Source organism: Longitalea luteola (assembly GCF_017356035.1).
Lineage (GTDB): Bacteria > Bacteroidota > Bacteroidia > Chitinophagales > Chitinophagaceae > Niastella > Niastella luteola.
In genome coordinates this window covers 169614-193265 of record NZ_JAFIQX010000010.1, presented here as the reverse complement: position 1 = coordinate 193265, position 23652 = coordinate 169614, and the positions used below count along the sequence as shown (strand labels likewise).

The 23652-nt window shown below is 45.3% G+C and carries 21 protein-coding genes; 10 read left to right on the top strand and 11 right to left on the bottom strand.

What is annotated here, in order from left to right; genetic code table 11:
* Window positions 1–144: 144 nt before the first annotated feature.
* Together JUB15_RS21855 and JUB15_RS21850 are read left to right on the top strand one after the other, a co-directional pair.
* Window positions 145–3450 carry a VCBS repeat-containing protein gene (locus tag JUB15_RS21855; RefSeq protein ID WP_242696459.1) on the top strand — a complete coding sequence of 1102 codons (3306 nt, stop codon included), beginning with the start codon at window positions 145–147 and terminating at the stop codon, window positions 3448–3450.
* Window positions 3447–6791, top strand: a complete 3345-nt coding sequence (locus JUB15_RS21850) for a VCBS repeat-containing protein (RefSeq protein ID WP_242696458.1) — start codon at window positions 3447–3449, stop codon at window positions 6789–6791. The genes JUB15_RS21855 and JUB15_RS21850 overlap by 4 nt, the downstream gene beginning before the upstream one ends.
* A gap of 6 nt (window positions 6792–6797) precedes the next feature.
* Here JUB15_RS21850 and JUB15_RS21845 read toward each other — a convergent pair whose 3' ends face one another.
* Both JUB15_RS21845 and JUB15_RS21840 read right to left on the bottom strand, forming a co-directional pair.
* The gene (locus JUB15_RS21845; RefSeq protein WP_207514781.1) at window positions 6798–7724 is read right to left on the bottom strand and encodes a GyrI-like domain-containing protein; all 927 of its coding nucleotides are present in this window, start codon (window positions 7722–7724) and stop codon (window positions 6798–6800) included.
* Window positions 7725–7792: 68 nt separating this feature from the next.
* Window positions 7793–8395 carry an HD domain-containing protein gene (locus JUB15_RS21840; RefSeq protein WP_207514780.1) on the bottom strand — a complete coding sequence of 201 codons (603 nt, stop codon included), beginning with the start codon at window positions 8393–8395 and terminating at the stop codon, window positions 7793–7795.
* Window positions 8396–8848: 453 nt separating this feature from the next.
* Between JUB15_RS21840 and rplM the strand changes: the two genes are divergently transcribed.
* From rplM to JUB15_RS21810, 6 genes are all read left to right on the top strand, one after another.
* On the top strand, window positions 8849–9292 hold the full coding sequence (gene rplM, locus JUB15_RS21835) for a 50S ribosomal protein L13 (protein ID WP_207514779.1): 444 nt from the start codon (window positions 8849–8851) through the stop codon (window positions 9290–9292).
* A gap of 14 nt (window positions 9293–9306) precedes the next feature.
* Window positions 9307–9696 carry a 30S ribosomal protein S9 gene (rpsI, locus tag JUB15_RS21830; RefSeq protein ID WP_207514778.1) on the top strand — a complete coding sequence of 130 codons (390 nt, stop codon included), beginning with the start codon at window positions 9307–9309 and terminating at the stop codon, window positions 9694–9696.
* 86 nt (window positions 9697–9782) lie between these two features.
* On the top strand, window positions 9783–10709 hold the full coding sequence (rpsB, locus tag JUB15_RS21825; RefSeq protein WP_207514777.1) for a 30S ribosomal protein S2: 927 nt from the start codon (window positions 9783–9785) through the stop codon (window positions 10707–10709).
* 172 nt (window positions 10710–10881) lie between these two features.
* On the top strand, window positions 10882–11721 hold the full coding sequence (gene tsf / locus JUB15_RS21820; protein WP_207514776.1) for a translation elongation factor Ts: 840 nt from the start codon (window positions 10882–10884) through the stop codon (window positions 11719–11721).
* A 341-nt stretch (window positions 11722–12062) separates the two neighbouring features.
* Window positions 12063–12776: a UMP kinase gene (gene pyrH / locus JUB15_RS21815; protein ID WP_207514775.1), complete on the top strand. Its 714-nt coding sequence runs from the start codon at window positions 12063–12065 to the stop codon at window positions 12774–12776.
* A gap of 203 nt (window positions 12777–12979) precedes the next feature.
* The gene (locus tag JUB15_RS21810) at window positions 12980–14044 is read left to right on the top strand and encodes a coiled-coil domain-containing protein (RefSeq protein ID WP_207514774.1); all 1065 of its coding nucleotides are present in this window, start codon (window positions 12980–12982) and stop codon (window positions 14042–14044) included.
* 130 nt (window positions 14045–14174) lie between these two features.
* Here the strand turns inward: JUB15_RS21810 and JUB15_RS21805 are convergent, their stop codons facing one another.
* Window positions 14175–14603 carry an OB-fold protein gene (locus JUB15_RS21805; protein ID WP_369411580.1) on the bottom strand — a complete coding sequence of 143 codons (429 nt, stop codon included), beginning with the start codon at window positions 14601–14603 and terminating at the stop codon, window positions 14175–14177.
* 170 nt (window positions 14604–14773) lie between these two features.
* Window positions 14774–15046, bottom strand: a complete 273-nt coding sequence (locus JUB15_RS28820) for a DUF3298 domain-containing protein (RefSeq protein ID WP_369411575.1) — start codon at window positions 15044–15046, stop codon at window positions 14774–14776.
* Between the two features lie 106 nt (window positions 15047–15152).
* On the opposite strand from JUB15_RS28820, the gene pdxH reads away from it, so the two are divergent.
* Window positions 15153–15797: a pyridoxamine 5'-phosphate oxidase gene (gene pdxH, locus JUB15_RS21800; protein WP_207514773.1), complete on the top strand. Its 645-nt coding sequence runs from the start codon at window positions 15153–15155 to the stop codon at window positions 15795–15797.
* A gap of 229 nt (window positions 15798–16026) precedes the next feature.
* On the opposite strand, the gene JUB15_RS21795 is transcribed toward pdxH, so the two are convergent.
* From JUB15_RS21795 to JUB15_RS21780, 4 genes are all read right to left on the bottom strand, one after another.
* The gene (locus tag JUB15_RS21795) at window positions 16027–16134 is read right to left on the bottom strand and encodes a 30S ribosomal protein THX (RefSeq protein ID WP_081145661.1); all 108 of its coding nucleotides are present in this window, start codon (window positions 16132–16134) and stop codon (window positions 16027–16029) included.
* A gap of 98 nt (window positions 16135–16232) precedes the next feature.
* A complete protein-coding gene (locus tag JUB15_RS21790) occupies window positions 16233–16586 on the bottom strand; it encodes an HU family DNA-binding protein (RefSeq protein WP_255539664.1) in 354 nt (117 codons plus the stop codon).
* Window positions 16587–16793: 207 nt separating this feature from the next.
* A complete protein-coding gene (locus JUB15_RS21785; RefSeq protein ID WP_207514772.1) occupies window positions 16794–17099 on the bottom strand; it encodes a DUF4286 family protein in 306 nt (101 codons plus the stop codon).
* A gap of 65 nt (window positions 17100–17164) precedes the next feature.
* Window positions 17165–17935, bottom strand: coding sequence for an exodeoxyribonuclease III (locus JUB15_RS21780; RefSeq protein WP_207514771.1), 771 nt, complete (start codon window positions 17933–17935; stop codon window positions 17165–17167).
* Between the two features lie 40 nt (window positions 17936–17975).
* Here JUB15_RS21780 and JUB15_RS21775 point away from each other — a divergent pair, with 40 nt between their 5' ends.
* Window positions 17976–18722 (top strand): LOG family protein, encoded by a 747-nt coding sequence (locus tag JUB15_RS21775; protein WP_207514770.1) that lies wholly within the window; start codon window positions 17976–17978, stop codon window positions 18720–18722.
* Window positions 18723–18754: 32 nt separating this feature from the next.
* Here JUB15_RS21775 and JUB15_RS21770 read toward each other — a convergent pair whose 3' ends face one another.
* From JUB15_RS21770 to JUB15_RS21760, 3 genes are all read right to left on the bottom strand, one after another.
* Window positions 18755–19564: a hypothetical protein gene (locus JUB15_RS21770; protein ID WP_207514769.1), complete on the bottom strand. Its 810-nt coding sequence runs from the start codon at window positions 19562–19564 to the stop codon at window positions 18755–18757.
* An 89-nt stretch (window positions 19565–19653) separates the two neighbouring features.
* Window positions 19654–22395, bottom strand: coding sequence for a methionine synthase (metH, locus tag JUB15_RS21765; RefSeq protein WP_207514768.1), 2742 nt, complete (start codon window positions 22393–22395; stop codon window positions 19654–19656).
* Between the two features lie 148 nt (window positions 22396–22543).
* Window positions 22544–23572 (bottom strand): homocysteine S-methyltransferase family protein, encoded by a 1029-nt coding sequence (locus tag JUB15_RS21760; protein WP_207514767.1) that lies wholly within the window; start codon window positions 23570–23572, stop codon window positions 22544–22546.
* Between the last annotated feature and the right edge of the window lie 80 nt (window positions 23573–23652).

The following is a 23652-nucleotide window of genomic DNA, read 5'->3' as shown; positions in this document are numbered from 1 at the left end:
TGGCCTTTTTGTTTTTACTTAAATTGAATATGGATGTTAACATTCATATTGCCGGTAAAAAGTGTAAATTGAAATCACCGGCGATGAATGCCTAATCATTTTTTAAGCATGAAGATGCCCCTCAAAATTCTTTACGGTTGTGCCTTGACCATATTGTTGCATGCGTGTGGTGGCAGGAAAAACAGCGAGCCCGCCCTTTTTCAGCTAATGGAAAATACCGGCATCGGTTTTTCAAACGATGTGCAGCAAACGAAAGACTTCAATATTTTAACCTTCCGTAATTTTTATAATGGCGGCGGTGTGGCTATCGGCGATGTGAACAACGATGGTTTGGCCGACGTTTTTTTTACCGCCAATATGGGCGGCAACCGGCTGTACCTTAATAAGGGTAACTGGCAATTCGAGGATATCTCTGTAAAAGCCGGGTTTCCCGACAAGGAGCAATGGAGCACCGGCACAGTGATGGTTGATATTAATCACGACGGATGGCTCGATATCTTTGTAGCTAACTCAGGCCATATTAATGATGGCGTTTCACGAGCCAATCAGCTTTTCATAAACAACCGTAATGTAACGTTTACCGATTCGGCCGAGGCCTACGGGCTTAATGATAGCGGTTATACTACACACGCTTCGTTTTTTGACTATGACCTCGACGGTGATCTGGATTGTTTTTTGGTAAACAACAGTCCGATCCCGGTAAACACCCTCAACTATGCCAACAAACGCGATGTTCCCGAAAAAGAATGGGCAATAGCCGATTATCTCAAAGGCGGCGGTGATCATTTACTGCGCAATGACAATGGAAAATTTGTTGAAGTAACGCGTGCCGCCGGTATTCATGGGGGATTGATCAGCCTGGGACTGGGCGTAACGGTCGGTGATGTTAATAATGACAATTATCCTGACATCTACGTATCGAACGACTTCTTCGAACGTGACTACCTGTACATTAACCAGCAAAATGGCACGTTTAAAGACAGGTTGGAAGATTGTATGCAACACACCAGCCTTGCCTCGATGGGAGCTGATATAGCTGATATCAATAACGATGGCTATCCCGATATTTTTACTACCGATATGCTGCCGGATGATGATTACCGCCTGAAAACAACGTCTTCATTCGATAATATCGACGTATACCGTTTAAAAGAGAAGAATGGCTTCTATCACCAGTATATGCAAAACACCCTGCAGCTGAATAATCGTAACGGTGAATTTATGGATATCGCTCAATACAGCGGTGTGGCAGCCTCTGACTGGAGCTGGGGTGCGCTTATGTTTGATGCAGATAACGATGGGCTCACCGATCTGTATGTGTGCAATGGAATTTACCTCGATGTTACTGATCAGGACTTTATTGATTTTTTTGCCAATGATGTCATACAAAGAATGGTAATGACGGGTAATAAAGAAGAAGTGGATTCGATCCTCAAAAAAATGCCCTCGCACCCCTTGGTTAACAAGGTTTATAAGAATGAGGGCAATCTTAAATTTACCGACGCTGCCGAAAAATGGGGCTTTAAACAGGCGTCCTTTTCAAACGGAGCTGCCTATGGCGACCTCGATAATGACGGTGATCTGGACCTCGTGGTGAGTAATGTTAATCAACCCGCATTTGTTTATCGCAACAGGAGCAGGGAAATAGCTAAGAATCATTACCTGGGCGTGGTATTAAAGGGAAACGACAAAAACACCTTCGCGGTGGGCAGTAAGGTCAATGTTTACGCCGGCGGCCAGGTCATTAGCCGTGAGGTTATGCCCAGCCGCGGTTTTCAATCATCTATGGATTATAAACTGGTCATCGGTCTGGGCCAGGCGCAGCAGATAGATTCAATGGTCATTACATGGCCCGATCGGTCTGTTACGAAATATGAAAACCCCGCCATAGATACCGTGCTCACTGTTATGCCGTCTGCAATGAACATTCTACGCGCTGCTAATACCACCCTTCAGCCAAACGCAGTGGTGCCTTTGTTTACCTCTTTGAATTCTCCTTTTGAAAAACATCGTGAAGACGACCATATTGATTTCTACTACGAACGGAACATTCCCAGGATGCTTTCACGGGAGGGGCCTAAAGCTGCCTGCGGCGATGTGAACGGCGATGGGCTAACTGATATTTACATTGGCGGCGCTACCGGCCAGGGCGGGCAATTATACCTGCAAACCAAAACCGGTGGGTTTATTAAAAAAGAAGAACAGTTATTTAAACAGATGTCTGATTTTGAAGATGCAGCTGTACTGTTTTTTGATTGTGATAACGATAAAGATCTTGATCTTTTTGTAGGCGCCGGAGGAAATAATGTGCCCGAGAATCAGCGGCAATTGCAGCACCGCTTGTACATTAATGATGGGAAAGGCAATTTCGATGTTCATTCCGCAGCTTTTCCAACCAACAATATGAATATCTCAACGGTAGCCGGCAATGATTTTGACGCAGATGGAGATATCGATCTTTTTGTAGGCGCCTTAAATGTTCCTTATAATTATGGGATTACACCTGTAAGTTACCTGTATGTAAATGATGGCAAAGGGCATTTTACAGATATGGCAAGGGAAAAGAATCCTGACATAGCCCATATCGGAATGGTTACCGGCGCAGTTTGGACCGACCTCACCGGTGACCGGCAAAAGGAACTGGTTATTGTTGGTGAATGGATGGCGCCCCGCATTTTTTCGTGGGCAGGTGGCCGGTTTAAGGAGGTGAAAACAGATCTTGTAGATCTGTTTGGCTGGTGGAAAACGGTAGCTGCTACGGATATAGACGGTGATGGCGATGAGGACCTGTTATTGGGCAATATGGGTGAAAATTTTTATTTGCATCCCAGCAAACAAGACCCGGTAAAAATGTGGATCAACGATTTTGATCAGAATGGTTCCATCGAAAAAATTATTACCCGTTCCATAGAAAGAAAAGATAAACCGGTGTTTTTGAAACGGGAAATGACCGATCAGCAGCCCTCGCTTAAAAAGCAGAATTTACAGCACCGCGAGTTTGCAAAGAAAAGCGTACAGGAACTGTTTGATGCCGAACAGATAGATAAGGCTACGGTGAAACAAATTAACTATGCTTCGTCATGTATAGCTGTTAACGAAGGCAACGGAAAATTTACCATTCAGGAACTGCCTGTTCCTGTGCAATTTTCATGTGTAAATACCATTAAGTGCACCGACATAAACAACGACGGCAAAACAGATCTTATACTTGGCGGCAATGAGTTTACCTTTCAGCCCCAGTTTGGCCGGCTCGATGCCTGTGCAGTAACCGTTTTATTGAACACCGGCAGTAAAGGCAGGTTCCAGTTTATTGATGCCCGGCAAAGCGGCTTACAGGTGAACGGTGCAGTGAAAGACATTGCCGAGATCAAAGGGGCGAATACCACCTACTATATAATTCTTCAAAACGACAGTTATCCTGCTTTATACGTATCGAAAACTACAAAATGAAATTTCTTAAGATATTATACAAAGGCTTTCTCCTGTTCCTTGCCGCAGGCTGGTTTATGACCCTGGCGCCAGGATGCTCTTCGCGGCCGGCAGAACCTGCCCTCTTTGAAGTGCTCGATCATGAACAAACCGGTTTGCATTTTTCGAATCAGTTATCTGCTTCCGGCCAGTTTAACCTTTTTACCTACATGTATTTTTATAATGGCGCAGGTGTAGGAGCTGGCGATTTTAATAATGATGGGCTCATTGATCTGTTCTTTGCGAGCAATCAGCAACAAAACAAGCTGTATTTGAATGCCGGCGGTTTACAATTTAAAGATGTTACTGAAGCCGCAGGCATTCCAAACGATGGCGGCTGGTCAACAGGTGTTTCGGTTGTTGACATCAATAATGATGGGTTGCTGGATATTTATGTGTGCCGCGTGGGCAATTACGAAGTGTTGCATAGCCAGAATCAGCTGTTGATGTGCCAGGGCATCGATAAGAACGGTATTCCCGTTTATAAGGACAAAGCGCGCGATTTCGGACTCAACTTTTCCGGCTTCAGCACCCAGGCTGCTTTTTTGGATTATGATAACGACGGTGATGTTGATATGTTCCTGCTCAATCATTCCGTACACGCCAATAGTAATTTTCGGCCGCGCAGGACATTCGCAGGTACTTATGACGCGTTATCGGGCGATCGGTTTTACCGCAACGACGGAAGCTCTTTTACAGATGTAACCCGCGAAACAGGCATTAACAGTAGTGTAATAGGTTATGGGTTGGGTGTAACAGTGGCTGATATTAACCTGGATGGCTATCCTGATATTTATGTAGGCAATGACTTTCATGAAAATGACTATGTATACGTCAATCAGCGTAATGGAACCTTCAAAGATGACATCGATTCCTGTATGATGCATACCAGCCAGTTTTCCATGGGAGTAGATGTGGCTGACGTGAATAATGATGGCTATTCAGAGGTCATTTCCATGGATATGCTGCCCTGCGATCCATATATACTTAAACGGTCTTTGGGGGAAGATGCTTATGATATCTTCTTTGAAAAGATCAGGAATGGTTACAACTATCAATATACCCGGAACAATTTTCAGCTGAACCGTGGTAATGGTATGTTTAGCGAAGTGGGTTTGTACAGTGGTGTATATGCTACCGACTGGTCATGGTCGGCTCTCTGGATGGATTTTAACAACGACGGCCTGAAGGATCTTTTCGTGTCGAATGGCATTCCAAAGCGGATGAACGATATCGACTACATCAATTATGTTTCCAACCAGGAAATCCAGGGCAAGATCCGCGAGAACCGGGTAAATGAGACCGACATGGCCTTGCTGAAAAAATTTCCGGAAATAAAAATACCCAATAAGTTTTTTGTGAATACAGGGCAGGGACAATTCAAAGACGAAGAGAAACAGATACTTAACAATGAATCTACTTTTTCGAATGGCGCTATATATGCAGACCTGGATAACGATGGCGATCTCGACGTCGTGGTGAATAATATCAACGAACCAGCGGTCCTGTATAAGAATAAGAACAATGACCAGCATAAAAAGCCTTATGTTCAATTAAAACTACACGGTCCGGAAAAAAATATAAATGCCCTGGGTGCGAAACTGGTGGTATTTGCCGGGGCAGAAATATGTTTATACGAAAAGCAACCGGTGCACGGTTTTTTATCGGCCATGGAAATACCCATGCATCTCGGGTTGGAAAGAATAAAACCTGATTCGGTATTCCTGATCTGGCCAGATAATACCTATCAAAATATACAATTGTCCAAAGACAGTAATGTATTACATTTCCGGTATCAGACCGGATTACCGCAGTTCGACTATAACAGGATCACAAGTAAGCGCAGGTACAACAGCAGACGAATGGAGAATATAACCCATGCTGTTAACCTAACCCACCGGCATAAAGAAAACCCGTTTGTAGAATTTGACCGGGAGCCATTAATTCCACGTATGGTTTCATCGGAAGGCCCGGCGCTGGCTGTGGGCGATATAAATAACGATGGCCTGGAAGATGTATTTATTGGTTCTTCAAAAAGAGAAAAGAATGCCATTTATGTACAACAGACTGCCGGTACATTCAAAAAGCTGGTACAGCCTGCACTCGATGCCGACAGCATGTACGAAGATGTAGATGCCTGTTGGACAGACGTAAACAAAGATGGCTATACAGATCTGGTGGTGGCCAGCGGAGGCAACGAATATTATGGCGAGGATGAGCATTTATTATCGCGGGTGTATCTCAATGATGGCAAGGCGCAATTCAGCAGGCTTAAAAACGCTATTGATAATGTTTATATAACAGCGTCATGCGTTGTTCCCTATGATTTTAACAGAGATGGCGCTATCGATTTGTTCATTGGAGGAAGAGCGGTTCCCTGGGAATACGGACAGCTGCCTCGTTCGTACCTGTTGCAAAATGATGGTACCGGCAAATTTAAAGATGTTACCGCCAGCCGGTCAAAAGAACTCGCTAACGCAGGTTTTGTAACAAATGCCACCTGGTTCGACCTGGATAAAGATGGCGATCAGGATCTGATCGTTTCATTGGAATGGGGCGGAATCGATGCCTACATCAATACGAACGGTTTATTCAGCAGGAAACAACTGATCAATAAGAATGGCTGGTGGAATTTTATCCTGCCGTACGATATTGACAGGGATGGAGATATAGATCTGGTGGCGGGCAACCTTGGGCTGAACAGCCGTTTAAAGGCTTCAGACAAAGAACCCGTACGCTTGTATTACAACGATTTTGACGACAATGGGAAAAAGGAGCAGGTGCTCACTTATTATGTAGGCGGCAAGGAAGTACCTTTTGCCAATAAATCGGAGCTGGAGAAAAAAATGCCGGTGTTGAAAAAGCGGTTCCTGTATGCTGAGGATTTTGCCAAAGCAACATTAAAAGATCTTTTTACGGCTGATAAACTTGATAAAGCAACGGTGTTAACGGCTGATTATTTTTCCAATGCCGTTCTGCTGAACGATGGCAAGATGAATTTTTCATTGCAAGCGCTTCCCTGGGAAGCACAATTGACATCTTTTCGTGATGCAATTGTGGTGAACGCAAACAATGACTCCCTGCCTGATCTGTTGCTAATGGGCAATTATTATGACAACAATATTGAAATGGGGCGGTACGATGCAGATTTTGGAACCGTTCTGTTAAACAAGGGTAATGCTTCTTTTGCCTGTGAACCCATCAATGGATTAACGATTAAAGGGCAAACACGACATATCAGGAAAATAACGATTGGCAAAAAAGAGGCATTTATCCTGGCCAGGAATAATGATAGTACCATGATCATCCGCTTTAAAGACTGATGTTCATCAAAAAACCGGGTAATTGATGCGGGTGATCCATTTAGTGGTATCCGTTTCGGTAAGCCGGTTGGTAACTAAAGAATAAAAAGGTATTGCAGGTGATTCATAGCGGTGATCTTTAAGGTAATTTTCCATTTGAGAAAATGCATTGGCAACGGTATGATCGCCTCCTTTTATTTCTGCAACCAGCACATAGCCCTGCACCAGGTTCTTCATGACCATATTCTTTTGTTCCTTAACCGCTTTATTAACAGGAACAGCCACCATGATTTCGAAATGCGTACTGTCTTTTTCGTAGATGTTCAGCATTGGGTATCCCGTTTGCGAAGCACCCTGTTGCTGAAGGTAGGTTGTAAGCTTGTTTAATAAGCTATAAATCTTTTCAGTGGCAGGCCGCGATGTAAATACCTGCCGCGTAGACAGCAGCAGGGAATCTTTGATAGTGGTTTTTTTGATAGCAATGCCGTAAACGTTCTCGGGTTGTTCAAGGAACTGCTTCGCCGTGGCCAGTATCTCATTTATAGGTTGTTCAAGTGCCCTGGCCTGCACATATCGCTGAACCCTGGTAACCGGGTTGCTGCCGGTGGTATATTCATAGTGCCATTGTACTGCTACTGAGTCGCTATGCCTGGGTATTAGTATGATCTTGCTGTTAATGGAAAGCTCATTGCCGGCAATGCGTACTCCAACGGCATCGAACATTCTCTGCTGCGGCTGAAAAGTATATTTTTTGTAAGGGAAAACGTTGAGGGATGTATTGGTGGGCCACCATTTAGGCCAGTTGTTATCATTCACAAGATATCGGTTGGCCGCTCCGCGTGTGCAATGAATGGTAACTGTGTGCGACCCATTTATTTTTTTTGGCACCACAATATAAATAGCAAGAAAGACAAATACAATCAGGGCGATCGGTACAATGATCCATTTTTTCATACATCAAATAACAAGCGTTGTGAATATACTTAAAATCTGCTAAGTAAAACATGCAGGTGAAATGCCGCTTATTGTACGTCCTTTTGATGGTCGATGATAAACTGGATGATCTCTTCCAAGGGAATGTTTACCCGTGCGATGGCATCCGTAATGTCGTCGCGGTTTACCTGGGCGGCGAACGAAGGCGTTTTTAATTTTTTCAGTACGCTTTTTACGTCCATACCATCGTAACGGGTTGGCCGAATGAGCGCCGCAGCATGAATGAAGCCCGATAGTTCATCGAACACATAGATCATTTTGTCCATGGTATTGTTCGGCTCAACGCCGAAGTACCGCGGACCGTGCGAGGCGATGCAATGGATCACTTCAGGGTCTATATTGCGGCGTTCGAGCTCTTCAATGATGATGCGGCAATGGTCGTCGGGATGTTTTTCCCAATCGGCGTCGTGCAGAAGGCCCGCCAGCTCCCATTTCCGGGCAGTGATTTCATCGGCCGCTTGTTTTTCGAGGGCCCAGGCTTTCATAACCGCCGCTACCTGTTTCATGTGCAGGCGCAGGCGGTCATTGGGCACCCAGTCGTTCAATAGTTGATAGGCTTCCTCTATGGTCATCAGGTTTCCGGCATTAGCAGCATTGCCAAAGCTGTTGCGCCCGAGTGTGTGAATGGACATGGTTATTTCGAAGATTGTTTGTTCTTGACGGTTCGTAAGGTACGATTTGATTGTCAATTTCTTCTATTAAACGCTGTCAGGCAATTACACAGGTTTTGCGCGAATAACCCGGAACGGTGCTGATTTTCATGATTGTCATAAGACCGATTTGGGCTTGAACGCATTTTGGGCGTGGCCTGTTGTGTAACTATGCTTAAAACGCCCGCCAAATGGGCCTTTCAGGCAGTAGTAAAATTTATATGTCAAAAATTTTATTGTAAATCAATTTGTTGCAAAGATGCGATGAAAAATAAATGGCTTAAATGTTTGTCATGCCGGTTTTATCAGCCTATCTTTGCGACCCGTTTTTAGTTACCTGACTATTGGCGGAAACGGCAGGCGGGATGGCGCTGCTGTTTATTTCTTAACCGGCTGAAGCTGAAAAAACAGCGTTCAGCCAAAAGTTTTTTTACAATGAGCAAACTACATTTCACTACCCAACATGCGAATGCGGCTACCGTAAAACGCAACTGGTATGTTGTAGACGGTACCAATCAAACCGTGGGACGCATGTGCGCGAAAATAGCAGCTATTCTTCGTGGTAAGAACAAGCCCTATTACACGCCACATGTTGATTGCGGAGACTACATCATCGTTATCAATGCCGAGAAAGTAAAATTCACCGGCAATAAAACCGAGGAAAAAGAATACCTGACCTTCTCAGGTTATCCCGGTGGTCAAAAATCTGAAACAGCCCGCGAGCTGCTGCGCCGTCGTCCGGAAGTAGTAGTAGAAAGAGCTGTAAAAGGTATGTTGCCCAAGAATCGCCTTGGCCGCAAAATGTTCAAGAAATTATTTGTGTATGCCGGCGACCAACACGAGCATGCTGCACAGAAACCTCAATCATTAACTTTCTAATTGTTTAAACATACATGGAAAAGCAAAAAAATGCCGTAGGTCGTCGTAAAGAAGCTGTGACACGTATCTGGTTGTCACGCGGAACCGGTAAGATCACCGTTAACGATAAAGACTACAAAGAATATTTCTCTCTGGTTTATTTACAGAACCAGGTTGAAATGCCTTTAAAAGCAATTCAGTCTCTCGATAAATTTGATGTAAAGATCAATGCTGCCGGTGGTGGTATGAAGGGCCAGGCTGAAGCCGCTAAACTGGGCATCGGCCGTGCTTTACTCGAACTGAGCGCAGAATATCGTCCCGCTTTAAAAGCCGCCGGTATCCTGAAACGCGATCCGAGATCTGTTGAGCGTAAGAAATTCGGTCACAAAAAAGCTCGCCGCAGCTACCAGTTCAGCAAACGTTAATCATTTCTTCTGCCGCCTGGCGGAAAGCATTTGGAACCGTTTGTGTTTATCATCAAATTATCAAAACACATTTTCAACTTAGTTAAATGGAAAATAACACTTCATTGCAACAGCAGCTCCTGGATGCCGGTGTACACTTTGGTCACCTGCGTAAGAAGTGGAACCCAAAAATGTTGCCCTACATTTTTGCTGAAAAGAAAGGCATTCACATCATCGACCTCAATAAAACTACCGAAAGCCTGCAGGAAGCGGCTGCTGCCTTAAAGCAGATCGCCCGCAGCGGTAAAAAGATCATGTTCGTTGGTACCAAGAAACAAGCTAAAGAAATTGTTACTGAGTGTGCCCGTAAAGTGAACATGCCTTTCGTTACCGAGCGCTGGCTGGGTGGTATGTTGACCAACTTCAACACCGTTCGCAAAAGCGTTAAGAAAATGCAGAGCATCGACAAAATGCTGGGCGACGGCAGTGCCGAGTCACTGACTAAAAAAGAGAAATTAACCCTCGGTCGCGACCGTGATAAAATGGATAAAGTACTGGGTGGTATCAGCCAGCTGGGCCGTGTACCTGCCGCTTTGTTCATCATCGACATCGGCCATGAGCACATTGCACTGGCTGAAGCCAAAAGACTGGGCATCACCACTTTTGGTATGGTTGATACCAACTGCGATCCTAATAAAGTTGACTTTGCGATCCCCGCAAACGACGACGCTACAAAATCTATCGCCATCATCACGCAATATGTTACTGCTGCTATAGCTGAAGGTCTTGCTGAAAGACAAGCTGCTAAAGACGAAGAAACAGAAGAGCAGACAGACGACGAAAAAGAAAAGAAAGCACAACGCCTGCTCGCTGAAGCTGAAGCAGAAGCTGGTCGCGGTAAAGGCGGCGGCGGACGTGGTCAGGGCGGCGGCCGTGGTCATGGCGGTGGCGGTGGCCATCGCGGTGGCGGCCAGAACAGAGGCGGTGGTAACCGTCCTGGCGGTAACCGTGGACCTGGCGGCGGCAGAAGATAGTTGCAGACCAACTATTGAACATCCGTTGTGTCACTCTCTTGTACGTTCGTATTACAACTGAGGCTTACAGAATTAATAAAATGAAAATGCTTCACAAAGGCGCGATTTGAATAGAATCTGGTTCTTTGTGACGCATTTTCAAATTTTTATAATATTTAAACTATCAAATTATATGTCAGGTGTTGCTATTACTGCCGCTGATATTAACAAGCTGCGTCAAATGACCGGCGCAGGAATGATGGATTGCCGTAAAGCATTGACAGAAACCAATGGCGATTTCGAAGCTGCTATCGACTGGCTTCGTAAAAAAGGCGCCAAGGTAGCTGCACTGCGTGGCGACCGTGAGGCTAAAGAAGGTGTGGTGCTGGCTAAAACTACAGCCGATAACAAAACCGGTATTGCCCTGTGCGTAAGCTGCGAAACCGACTTCGTAGGTAAAAATGCCGACTTTATAGCTTTCGCCCAAAGCATTATCGATGCTGCCGTTGCCAACAACGTAAAAAACCTCGATGAGCTGAATGCTGTTTCTATCAATGGCGCTAAAGTGGCCGACCTGGTGAACGACAAGCTCGCCAGCATCGGTGAAAAGATCGGTATCACCAAATTCGAGCGCGTAGATGCTGACTATGTAGCTTCTTATATTCACGGAGCCAACCGTATTGGTGTGCTGGTAGGTTTGAACAAGGCTGCCGCCGAAGCCGGTAAAGATGTAGCGATGCAGATAGCTGCTATGAACCCGGTAGCTGTTGATGCCAGCTCAGTTCCCGCTGCTACTGTTGAGCGTGAGCGCGCCATCGTTACAGAGCAGATCAAAACGGATCCTAAAATGGCCGGCAAACCCGACGAAATGATCGCCAAGATCGCTGAAGGTAAACTGAACGCATTCTTTAAAGAAAGCACCCTGGTTAACCAGGCTTTCGTAAAAGACAACGCTAAAACCGTTGGCGATTACCTGAAAAGTGTTGATGGCGGCTTACAGGTTACCGAATTCAAACGCGTAGCTTTAGGTTAAGATCAATCTGTGATTAAATTCATATAGGGGAACCACAAACTGGTTCCCCTTTTTTATTAGGAAGCCACCCTGTTTTCACGCTTAAATTGAGTCCTGGAAACCGGGGTTGGTCCTCTCTGTTTGTGCGGGTTTTGGCGCTAAGGAAAGGGATGTTGGCAACACATTTTGTAAAAGCTGTAAAACATTAATAAAAAATCCTTTCTTTGCACAGCCTAAAAGGGTTTATGGTTTATGGTTTGTAGTTTGTGGTTGCTGCCGCAGGTGTAAGCTCACTATCATTGGCGGCCCAAAGCGAAAGCAGCATCTTTTTACCATTAACCGTTCACGAAAATCAGTCATACATGGTACCAAAGTACAAGCGCATCTTAGTAAAGCTCTCCGGTGAATCGTTGATGGGCGATAAAAGTTTTGGAATGGATCCCGCTATCCTGGCACAATATGCACATGATATCAAAGAAGTAGCAGATCTGGGCGTTCAGGTGGCTATTGTAATTGGTGGAGGTAATATATACCGGGGTATGAATGAGGCAGAAACGGGTATCGAACGCGCTCATGGCGATTATATGGGCATGCTGGCCACGGTAATTAACGGAATGGCTATGCAGGCCATGCTCGAAAAAATTGGCGTTTTTACGCGTTTACAAAGCGCCATTAAAATGGAACAGATCGCTGAACCATACATCCGCCGCCGCGCTATTCGCCACGTTGAAAAAGGCCGGGTGGTCATTTTCGGCGCCGGCACTGGCAATCCTTACTTTACCACCGATACCGCCGGTTCGCTGCGTGCTATAGAGATACAGGCCGATGTGATCCTGAAAGGAACCCGCGTAGATGGTATTTACACGGCTGATCCCGAGAAAGATCCCAGTGCAAAGAAATACGAGACCATTACCTTCCAGGAATGTATCTCTAAAAACCTGCGGGTAATGGATATGACGGCTTTCACGCTTTGCATGGAAAATAAACTCCCGATCATTGTATTTGATATGAACAAGCCGGGCAACCTGCGCCGGGTAGCCTGCGGCGAAAAGGTGGGCACCCTGGTAAAAGGCTAATAAAAGGCTGGCATACAGCCCCTTAAATTTATTAAGCCGCCTTTTTGTATTTGTCAGATTAACGTATTAAATTTCCTTTATGAAAAACCACCTGCCCGGTGGTTTTTTCGTTGTCTTTACTCCAGGATCCCATGAAAAAATAGTGCTGTGATTGAAAGGATCACTTTCTGTGATGCGGTGTATCTTCTAATTCCGAAGCCGTTATGAACTATTTATTGCCGGTTATACTGGGGTATCAGCTATATGTTGGGGTTATTGAAATAATTGTTTTCCTGCTGGGCGGCGTGGTCCTGGGCTTTTTTATTCATTTCTTCCTGGTGAGCCGGAGAACCATGTCATTGAAACTGCCTGAACCGGAACCTCCCATCATTGCCGATGCGGCTTTTCAGAATACCGACGAATGGCGCCTGAAATATTACGAGGAAATGGAATTGCAGGAGAAAGTGCAAATGCAGCTGCGCCGAGAGCTCGATGAGGTGCGCGATAATGAAGAATTGCTCACTATTGAAGTGGAAGAGCTGCATAAAGAATTAAAACGCCGCCACGAAGCTCCGCCGCAGCCAGATCCGGTTGCCAAAGCTGCCCTGTCGCAGGAAGAGCAGTCAGAAGAATACCTGCTTCGGCTGCAAAAGACCCAGGAAGGCCTCATTGAACAGAACCAGCAGATCACCTTATTGCTCGACCAGATAGAACTGTTAAAGCAAACAGAATACAAACACATCGATACGCTAAAGGCTAACGAGGAGTTGAATGCCCGGTTGAACGAAATGCTCACTGTGCTCACCAACAAGGACGCCCGCATTCTTGAATTGGAACAGAGTCAGCTATTGTCAAACGAAATGGAAGAACGCCTCACCAAAGCTTACGAGGAATTCAATGCTTTGCGCGAGAAATTATCGAAAGTCGAAAATCTCTCCAACCCGCCCAGCCGGCAGTATGAATTTGATGAACTGCAGCAAAACCACTTCAAGCTCATCAGGGAATTTGACGAATACAAACAAAAGCACCTTGGCCTGCTGGAAGAGAACCAGCGCCTGTCGCGCCTGCTGGCCGATACCGAGGAAAAATTGCGCGAATCAAATTTTCAACGCCAGCAGCTGCTGAAAAAGATCACGTTCCTTGAAGAGCTGAACCACGACCTGCAACAGATATCGGAGCACAATAAAAAGCTGGAAAACCAGCTGCGGCGCATGAGCGAAATAGAAGTGATGCTGGCCCGTGTGCAGGGAAAAGACAGCGGCAAAGGGCAGAATGAACCACCTGAATAAGGCAACAAGGCAACGAGGCATAAAGACGTTCAGGCAACAAGGCAAGCACGATATTTAAACTGATATCAAACAGACAAATCCCCCACAGTACCTCGTATTGTGGGGGATTTGTGTTATAGTGTTATCCGTTCTACTGGTTCGAAGCTACTAATTTGCAGTCCTTCATCAAAACATTCATCATTAAACCATCACATCTTCCCATAAACGTTACCTGCATATCCTTGCTCAATTTGGCTGCTGTTTCTGCATCTTCAAAATAACATTGAACTTTCCTGATAATGTTATCACTGTGCAGGGTAACGTAAATATGGTTCAATACATCTTTTTTAATGTCGGCTACTTTGCCGGAAACATTAAAGGTTTTGCCTTTGAAAGTATTATCGGCACTAACCTCATTAGCCTTATACTGCGCAATCAGTTGATTGGCTGTAATGGTATTCTTTTTAATTTCTTCCTGCTCAGCTTTCGCAATACTGTCTTTTTGTGCCTGTGTAAGGTTGGCATCAGACTTTAAAGCATTTGCCTCTTTGTTTTTGTCTTTGTCTAATAGGTTGCCAATTATGCCAATTAATACAACAATTCCTACACCACGGCAATCGTTTACACGTCTATTGGCTAGACCTGCACAGTTATTGTGAAAAATGACGCACTTATTAAACTTCTAAGCACGATTCGGATGAGGTTTGTAACTTATCAGATTTTTATTATGAAAAGATCCAATCAAACAAGCTATTGGCGGCCATTCCGATCAACTTCCTGAATGTTGGCGTTAAACAACCTCAATTCCTTATAAGGGATAAACGGCTTAAATTCTCCCATAGCATAAGCGCCGGTTTCGTAGGGAACGTAATTGCATCTGATGTCCTTTGAGGTGCGCAAAATATTATCGTTTATGGGAATGGTATCAAAGCAAATGACCGGAGATCTTCTCTTCTTTTTTAACGTTGTAGGTTGCGCGGAATTTTTTTCCGGTAATGCCTGCAGTGTTTCCCTGCAGCCCAATGTATTCAGTATGTCATCGGTGGTAAATTAATCTGTAAATGCTTATGATCAAAATCAGTGAGGTGAATGGGTGATGCTATTACCTTTGTACTATAAAACGAAGGCCATGTCATCAACAATCGCTGATATAAGAAAGGAGTACAAGCTGAAATCGCTGCTCGAAAAAGATGTAGATCGCAATGCCATCCGCCAGTTTGATACCTGGTGGCAGGAGGCGTTGAATAGTGAAATTGATGAGGTAAATGCCATGACCCTGGCTACCGCATCGGCCGATGGCGTGCCGGCTGCGCGCATTGTATTGTTAAAGGGGTACGACGAGCGCGGATTTGTGTTCTTTACCAATTATGAAAGCTTTAAAGGCATGCATCTGGCCGAAAACCCAAGGGCCTGCCTGGTGTTTTTCTGGAAAGAATTGGAAAGACAGGTACGTATTACCGGGCTGGTAGATAAAGTGAGTGCCCAGGAAAGCGATCTTTATTTCAATAGCCGTCCCGAGGGCAGCCGTATTGGCGCCTGGGCTTCGCCGCAAAGCCAGGTCATTGCCAGCCGCGAATGGCTCGAGGAGCAGGAGCAAAAATTGCGGAATGAATTTGGTTCCCAACCCTTGAGCAGACCCGCCCACTGGGGTGGATACCGCGTAAAACCGATCAGCATTGAATTCTGGCAGGGACGTCCCAGCCGCCTGCACGACCGGCTACTATACAGTTTGCAAAGTGACAATACGTGGACAATTGAACGATTAGCGCCCTGAGTGGTAAGACATACAGATAAACGTTGGAAACGTAAATCGTACACCTAAGTACGTGAAGTGAGGGATCAGATAAGAAGCACGAAGCCTTGGGGAAGACGTCAGGAATCGCATTAAAACGCTATTGGCCAGCGTTCGGGGCCAGGATCAGCGAAATGATGTAAACTGAGGGGTGTGAGGTAAGAAGTGAGATCACATTTTCGGGTAATGCTTACTTCTTACCTCTTACTTCCTACTTCTTTTTAGCGGCAGCAGCCTTTTTTACCCTTGCAGGGCGGCTTTTTCCATATGATCCTTTAAAGGTTTTGCCTTTTTTCGTTTTTTTATCTCCTCTACCCATGTTATTTGTTTATTAAAGTGATTATTTAGTGATGCAAAAATAAAAAAAGCTCCGATACTTCGCATGCAGTAACGGAGCTTTCGTGCGTAAGGCAGAAATTATAATTTAGCCTGCAATTCTTTACCAGCTTTGAAACGGGCAACTTTTTTAGCTTTAATCTTAATCACAGCACCGGTTTGCGGATTACGACCATTGCGAGCTGCTCTTTTTGATACAGAGAAAGTACCAAAACCTACCAGGGTAACTTTACCACCACCTTTTAATGTTTTGGTAACTGCTTCAATAAAAGAATCAAGAGCAGTATTAGCCTGTGTCTTAGTGATGCCTGAATCATCGGCAATTTTTGCAATTAATTCAGCTTTGTTCATAGTGTGATTTTTTAAGAATTTATGCAGCAACAAATTTAGCCGGTTTTTGCTTGAAACAAAATTTTTTGGTCGAAAAATTAACATTTGATAAAGTGCTGAAATCCGCTTGGGGCAAGGATTTTAGCAAATTGGAATGTTTTGTAATGTGTTATGTGAATTAATGTTACACGCTGAAACGCTGTACTGCCCTATGTTTCATGCGATACCGGCTGAAATGCTGGCCAGTCAAGGGTTTCGTGGAATATACAATAAATTTGGCTCAGGGGGCAATTAAAATAATATTATCCACAATCAGTTAACAACCTCCATCACCGTACGGAATGCAATAAAGCGATTGCCCCATTTATCAAATGCTTTCTTGCTGAATGCAGGTGCAAACTCCTGTATGAACTGATAGTAATTCTCCAATGAAGGCGCGAAATATTGTATTACAAAGGTCATTCCTTCCGAATCATCCTGCTCTAACAACCTGAACATTTTATATGTGGTGAACTGTCCACACGCCATGATCTCGGGTATATGTTGCTGCTGCTGCCATTTGATCCACACTTCTTCTATTGCAGGATCAACTTTATAGGTGATATTGTATACAATCATGGAAATGAATAAAACAAAATTGAGATAAAAACGTTGCAAAGAATAAGGTGTACAAAATACAATTGTCAGCCGGGGTGCAGTTCGAGGTATACCGGACAATGATCACTGTGTTTTATATCCGGAAAAATGTCTGCACTTTTTAACCGGCTGCGCAATGGATCGGTAGCTGTAATGTAATCGAGCCGCCAGCCTTTATTTTGCGCCCGAACAGTGGGAAAACGCTGGCTCCACCAGCTGTAACGGTGTGGTTCAGTATGAAAAACACGGAATGTATCTATCCATCCGTTCTGGAAGAATTTATCCATCCAGGCTCTTTCCTCCGGTAAAAATCCTGAATTGTTCTTATTTCCTTTGGGATCGTGAATATCTATATCGGTGTGTGCAATATTATAATCACCGCATAATATCAGTTTGGGATATTTCTTTCTCAGGTTTTGCAAATACACATAAAAATCATCGAGCCACTGGTATTTAAATGTCTGCCGCACATCACCGGCTGTGCCTGAGGGAAAATAGGCATTGATGAGCCGGATGTCACCAAAATCCAATTGTATGACCCTGCCTTCGTCGTCACTTACGGCGTGATTATTACCATATTCAACATGGTCGGGTTTTATTTTGGTAAAAACAGCTACGCCACTGTATCCTTTTTTTGATGCTGAGAACCAGTAATCTTCATAGCCACACTCGTTCACCAGCAGCCGGTTCACATTGTCTTTCGTAGCTTTTGTTTCCTGCAAACAAATGATATCTGCGGGGTCGGATTTTAGCCATTCGCAAAATCCCTTAGTCATGGCTGCTCTGATGCCATTCACATTATAACTTATAATGCGCATGATTTTTTGTTTAATTTGGCTGGCAATTTACATTTTTGATATGGAAGCAGCTTCAGCCAAAAAAAAGATTGAGCCGATAATACCACCCAAAGAGCAGGTTTATTTAGAAGGTCCTAAAAGCCGTGGTTACGAACTGGCATTTGCCTGGCGGGTATTCAAGCAATTCATTAATGGATTCCGCACCCTTCACTTTGTTGGGCCCTGCATTACCGTGTTTGGATCAGCCCGGTTTAAGGAAGACCATCCTTATTACGAAGCTGCCCGCGAGTTTGGTAAACGCATTGCCGAGATCGGCTTTACCACCATGACGGGCGGCGGCCCTGGCATTATGGAAGCAGCTAACCGCGGCGCCTTTGAAAATGGCGGCGTATCGGTGGGCTGCAATATCCAGTTGCCGTTTGAACAACATGCGAACAAATACCTGAACAGGAGCATCACCTTCGAACATTTTTTTGTTCGCAAAGTATTGCTGGTTAAATACTCTTACGCATTCATCATTTTGCCCGGTGGTTTTGGCACTATGGATGAATTCTTCGAGACGCTTACCCTCGTACAAACAAAAACCATTACCCAGTTCCCGATCGTATTGTTCGGGAAGGATTATTACAGCAGCCTGTGGAACTATGCCGAGTTTATGGCTCAGCAGGGCACCATCAGCCGTGAAGACATGAAGCTTGTTTTACTTACCGACAGTATCGATGAGGCGATGGAACATATACATACGTATATTAATCAGAACTACAAAGTAAGGCCTCGCAAGCGATTCTGGTGGTTTGAAAAAAGGTAGGCAAGCAGATCGGAAGGGAATGTGTTGGTACTTTACTTTTTCTTACCGGGGATAGTGATACCCAGGTTCAGGACGAGCTCATAGGTGCCAAACGCCTGGCGGGCGCGGCCTTTGTAAATATGCAGGTGTGCATACCGGGCATAGTCCAGTTTATGAGCAAATTCAAGATAAACATACCTGAAGAAGGTGGCTCTTAAGGCGTTTTCAACGCCTGCGTTCCAGCCGCCGATCTGAAAATCAGGATTGTTCCTGTCTCCGTCAAAGCTGTTCTCAACGTGCGGGATCACAGGGCCCACACCGGCTTTACCCAATACATCGAGCTTGATCTTTTCATTGGGATGCTCGTACACACTCCAGCGTTTTACGATGTTGAACAGCAAAAAATTGGCGCCATTGTTCAGGAAATAATAAAAGCCATTGTCTTCTGACCATTCGATGGTTTCATCAATTGGCTTGTGGTCTTTGGTTCCTTTACGATGGGCCTGCTGATGATCGATAATGTACTTGGTGTGATCGAAGTTGATCTCAATGGCCAGGTCATCTTTGAAGAAATAACCAATCCGGTAATTGTACTGCGGAATTGTCATTGCTGTGTTGAAGATCCCTTTGTCCCATCCGGGATTGTCATGTGCACGGATGTTCTTAAAGGTGTACCTGTTACCAAGTTCAGGTTGTTCAACATGCAGGTTGCTTCTGGTGTACCACTCCTTGTTATACCCCCAGGAGAAATAGAATTCACCTTTACGGTTGGAGGAGTGTCGGGTTTGGGCTGCTACAAATAAGGGCACAAGGTTAACCAAAAATGCTATGGCCGTAATAGCATTTCTACGGGAATTTATCATTACGCTACAGGATTAAAAGGCATTTTCAAGGGACGACGCCCAAACGAATATGCTTGTTTTGTTATTGTGAATCAGGCTTAACAAAATTCTTATGCATCATATTCGAGTACAGGGCGCAACCAACGCTCAACCTCTTCCAACGGCATGTTTTTGCGATTGGCGTAATCAGTAACCTGGTCTTTCTGGATCTTTCCTAATCCAAAATACTGGCTTTGCGGATGAGCGAAATACCAGCCGCAAATAGACGAAGCAGGATACATGGCCAGCGATTCTGTCAATGTAATGCCGGTAGCCTGCTCACCGCCCAGCAGATTGAATAGTTTATGCTTTTCAGTATGATCAGGACAGGCCGGATAACCTGGTGCGGGTCTGATTCCCGAATATGATTCTTTAATTAACTCTTCATTCGTAAAATGCTCGTCTTTTGCATAGCCCCAGAATTCTTTCCGCACCCGTTCATGCAACAGTTCAGCAAAAGCCTCGGCAAGCCTGTCTGCTAACACCTGCAACATGATTTTGTTGTAATCGTCGTGATTTTCTATAAACTTTTTTATATGAGGCTCAATGCCCTGTATAGTTACGGCAAAAGCGCCCATATAATCGGTGGCCTCTCCGGTGAAGGGGGAGGAAGTATGTTGTGATAGTTTAGCTGCTGGTTTAACGAAATCGGCCAAAGAAAAGTTTGGTTGCCCGGCCGCTTTTTTATTTTGCTGACGCAAATGCTCGAGCCTTACTGTTTCTTTTCTGGTTTCATCATATACAAACACAGAGTCTTTTCCGTTGCTGTTAGCCTGCCAGAAACCGACCACCCCACGGGCTGTTAACCATTTTTCTGCAATGATCTTCTTCAACAGCTCGTTGGCATCCTGAAACAGTTTGGTAGCTTCTTTTCCTACTTTTTCATCCTGTAAAATGGCGGGGAACTTACCATGTAATTCCCAGGCAATGAAGAATGGACCCCAGTCGATATAGTTGGTGAGTTCGTTAAGATCGTAGTTATCAAAAATGCGTGTGCCCGTGAATGTAGGAACCGGTGGGGTATAATTGTTCCAGTCGATGGCTACGCGGTTTTCCTGCGCCTGCTCAAAAGACAGGTATTGTTTGGCGGTCTTCTTGCTGCCGAAATCATCGCGCAGTTTTTGGTATTCTTTACCGATAGTTGCCAGGAAATCGGGTTTTTGTTCTTTGCTTAATAAAGAACCGGCTACGGTAACACTGCGCGAAGCATCGAGCACGTGCACTACCCCGTTGTCATATTGAGGGGCAATTTTAACCGCCGTATGCATACGGCTGGTGGTGGCGCCGCCGATCAGCAGCGGCTGCTTCATGTTGCGTCTTTTCATTTCATGCGCCACATGCACCATTTCATCGAGCGATGGAGTGATTAGTCCACTTAACCCAATGATGTCTACGTTCTCTTTCTGGGCTGTTTCCAGGATCTTATCTGCCGGAACCATTACGCCCAGGTCGATGATATCGTAGCCGTTACAGCCCAATACCACACCTACAATGTTCTTTCCGATATCATGCACGTCACCTTTTACCGTTGCCAGCAGGATCCTGGCGGCGCCTGATGTTGCCTGGCCTTCACCGGCTGCCCGCAGCTTTTCTTTTTCTGCTTCGATGTAAGGGGTAAGAATAGCCACCGATTTTTTCATTACCCGCGCACTTTTTACCACCTGTGGCAGGAACATTTTACCGCTCCCGAACAGATCACCCACCACGTTCATGCCGTCCATCAAAGGCCCTTCTATGACGTCTAATGGTTTTGGGTATTTCTGCCTGGCTTCTTCGGTATCCTGGTCTATATAGTCTGTAATGCCGTTTATGAGGGCGTGTTTCAGGCGTTCTTCGACTGAGTTACTGCGCCAGGCCTCATTCTTTACTTCGTTCTTGTCTTTTGCTTTTACGGTTTCGGCGAACTGGATCAACCGGTCAGTTGCATCTTCCCGGCGATTCTGGATCACATCTTCACAGAGCTCCCGTAACTGGGGCTCAATTTCATCATATACGGCCAGCTGACCGGCATTTACGATACCCATATCCATGCCGGCTTTAATGGCATGGTACAGGAATACCGCATGCATGGCCTCACGCACCGGTTCATTACCGCGGAAAGAGAAGGAGATATTACTTACCCCGCCGCTTATTTTGGCCAGGGGCATTTTTTGCTTAATGATGCGGGTAGCTTCGATAAAGTCAAGCGCATAGTTATTATGCTCTTCAATACCGGTTGCTACGGCGAATATATTTGGGTCGAAGATGATATCCTGCGGATCGAAGCCTACTTCTTCTGTTAAGATCTTGTACGCTCTTTCGCAGATGTCCACCCGGCGTTGCAGGGTATCTGCCTGTCCCTGTTCGTCGAATGCCATTACCACAACAGATGCGCCGTACAGTTTACAGATCTTTGCCTCGCGAATGAATTTCTCTACGCCTTCTTTCATGGAAATAGAGTTCACGATACACTTGCCCTGCACGCATTTCAAGCCTGCTTCAATGATCTCGAATTTAGAGCTGTCGATCATGATGGGGATCTTGGCGATATCAGGCTCACTTTGCAACAGGTTCAAATAAGTGGTCATGGCTTTTACCCCGTCGAGCAGGGCATCATCCATGTTCACGTCAAGGACCTGCGCGCCGCTTTCTACCTGCTGGCGGGCTACGCTTAGTGCTTCTTCATATTTGTTCTCCCTGATGAGTCGGGCAAATTTTTTGGAACCGGTTACGTTCGTACGTTCTCCTACGTTCACAAAATTGGTTTCAGGACGAATGACCAGGGGTTCTAACCCTGAAAGCCGCAAGTATGGTTTTATCGTGTTCGCTGGCATATCTTGTTTACTTTTTGGGAATCTTGAAACCGATCGGTTCCCGGGCAGGCGGTTCCTGCACCAGCAATTCCTTTAATATTTTAAAAATTGCCTGTATCTCTTCATCTTTTTAAGCAGGCTCTTTTCAATAGACTCGATCCAAATATCCTTACAACGCCGTTTCCAATACCGGTAAAGGTCTTGGTTTAAACTGGCGAACATGATCGGCAATATGTTTGATGTGATCGGGTGTAGTGCCGCAGCAACCGCCTACAATGTTTACAAAACCTTCTCTTGCCCATTCTTCCAGGAAGTGAGCGGTTTGCTCAGGTTGTTCGTCGTACTCACCCATGGCATTGGGCAAGCCGGCGTTGGGATATGCTGAGGTATAGCAGGCTGCGATCTGGCTTAACTCTTCAATATGCGGCCGCATTTCTGATGCACCGAGGGCACAGTTCAAGCCAATGGAAAGCGGTTTGGCGTGCATTACCGATGTATAGAAAGCCTCCAGCGTTTGCCCGCTCAGCGTTCGGCCCGATGCATCGGTGATGGTGCCGCTGATCATAATAGGCAGCTCTGGTTTGGCTTCATCGCTGAAATATTTTTTAATGGCGTAAATAGCGGCTTTGGCGTTAAGCGTATCGAAAATCGTTTCGATCAACAGCAGGTCTACACCACCTTCTACCAGTCCTTTTACCTGTTCGTAATAGGCGCTCATAGCCTCATCGAAAGTAAGGGCTCTGAAGCCGGGGTTATTTACGTCGGGTGATAAGGAGAGGGTTTTGTTAAGCGGACCAATAGCACCAGCTACAAAAGCCCGTTCGCGGCCGCCCTTATTGGTGGCGGGGTCGGCAAAGAATTCCTGTACGGCTTCTTTGGCGATCTTTGCGGCGGCAAAATTCAGTTCATAAGCCAGCGGCTCCATGTGGTAATCTGCCAGGGATATGCGTTGGGCATTGAAGGTATTGGTTTCAATGATGTCGGCGCCGGCTTCGAGGTATAATTTGTGAATCCCTTTGATAATGTCTGGCTGTGTAAGGCACAAGAGGTCATTATTGCCTTTGAGGTCGCCAGCCCAGTCTTTAAAACGTTCACCGCGATAATCAGCTTCTGTAAGTTTGTGCCGCTGGATCATGGTTCCCATGGCGCCATCGATGACCAGGATCCGCTCCTGCAGGCATTGCTGTATTGTTTTCATGCTGCCCTCCTTTTGTTTTGCATAGCAATTAATTTAATGAGCATAACCGGATGTTTTAACGACGATCCAGCTACCTGAAA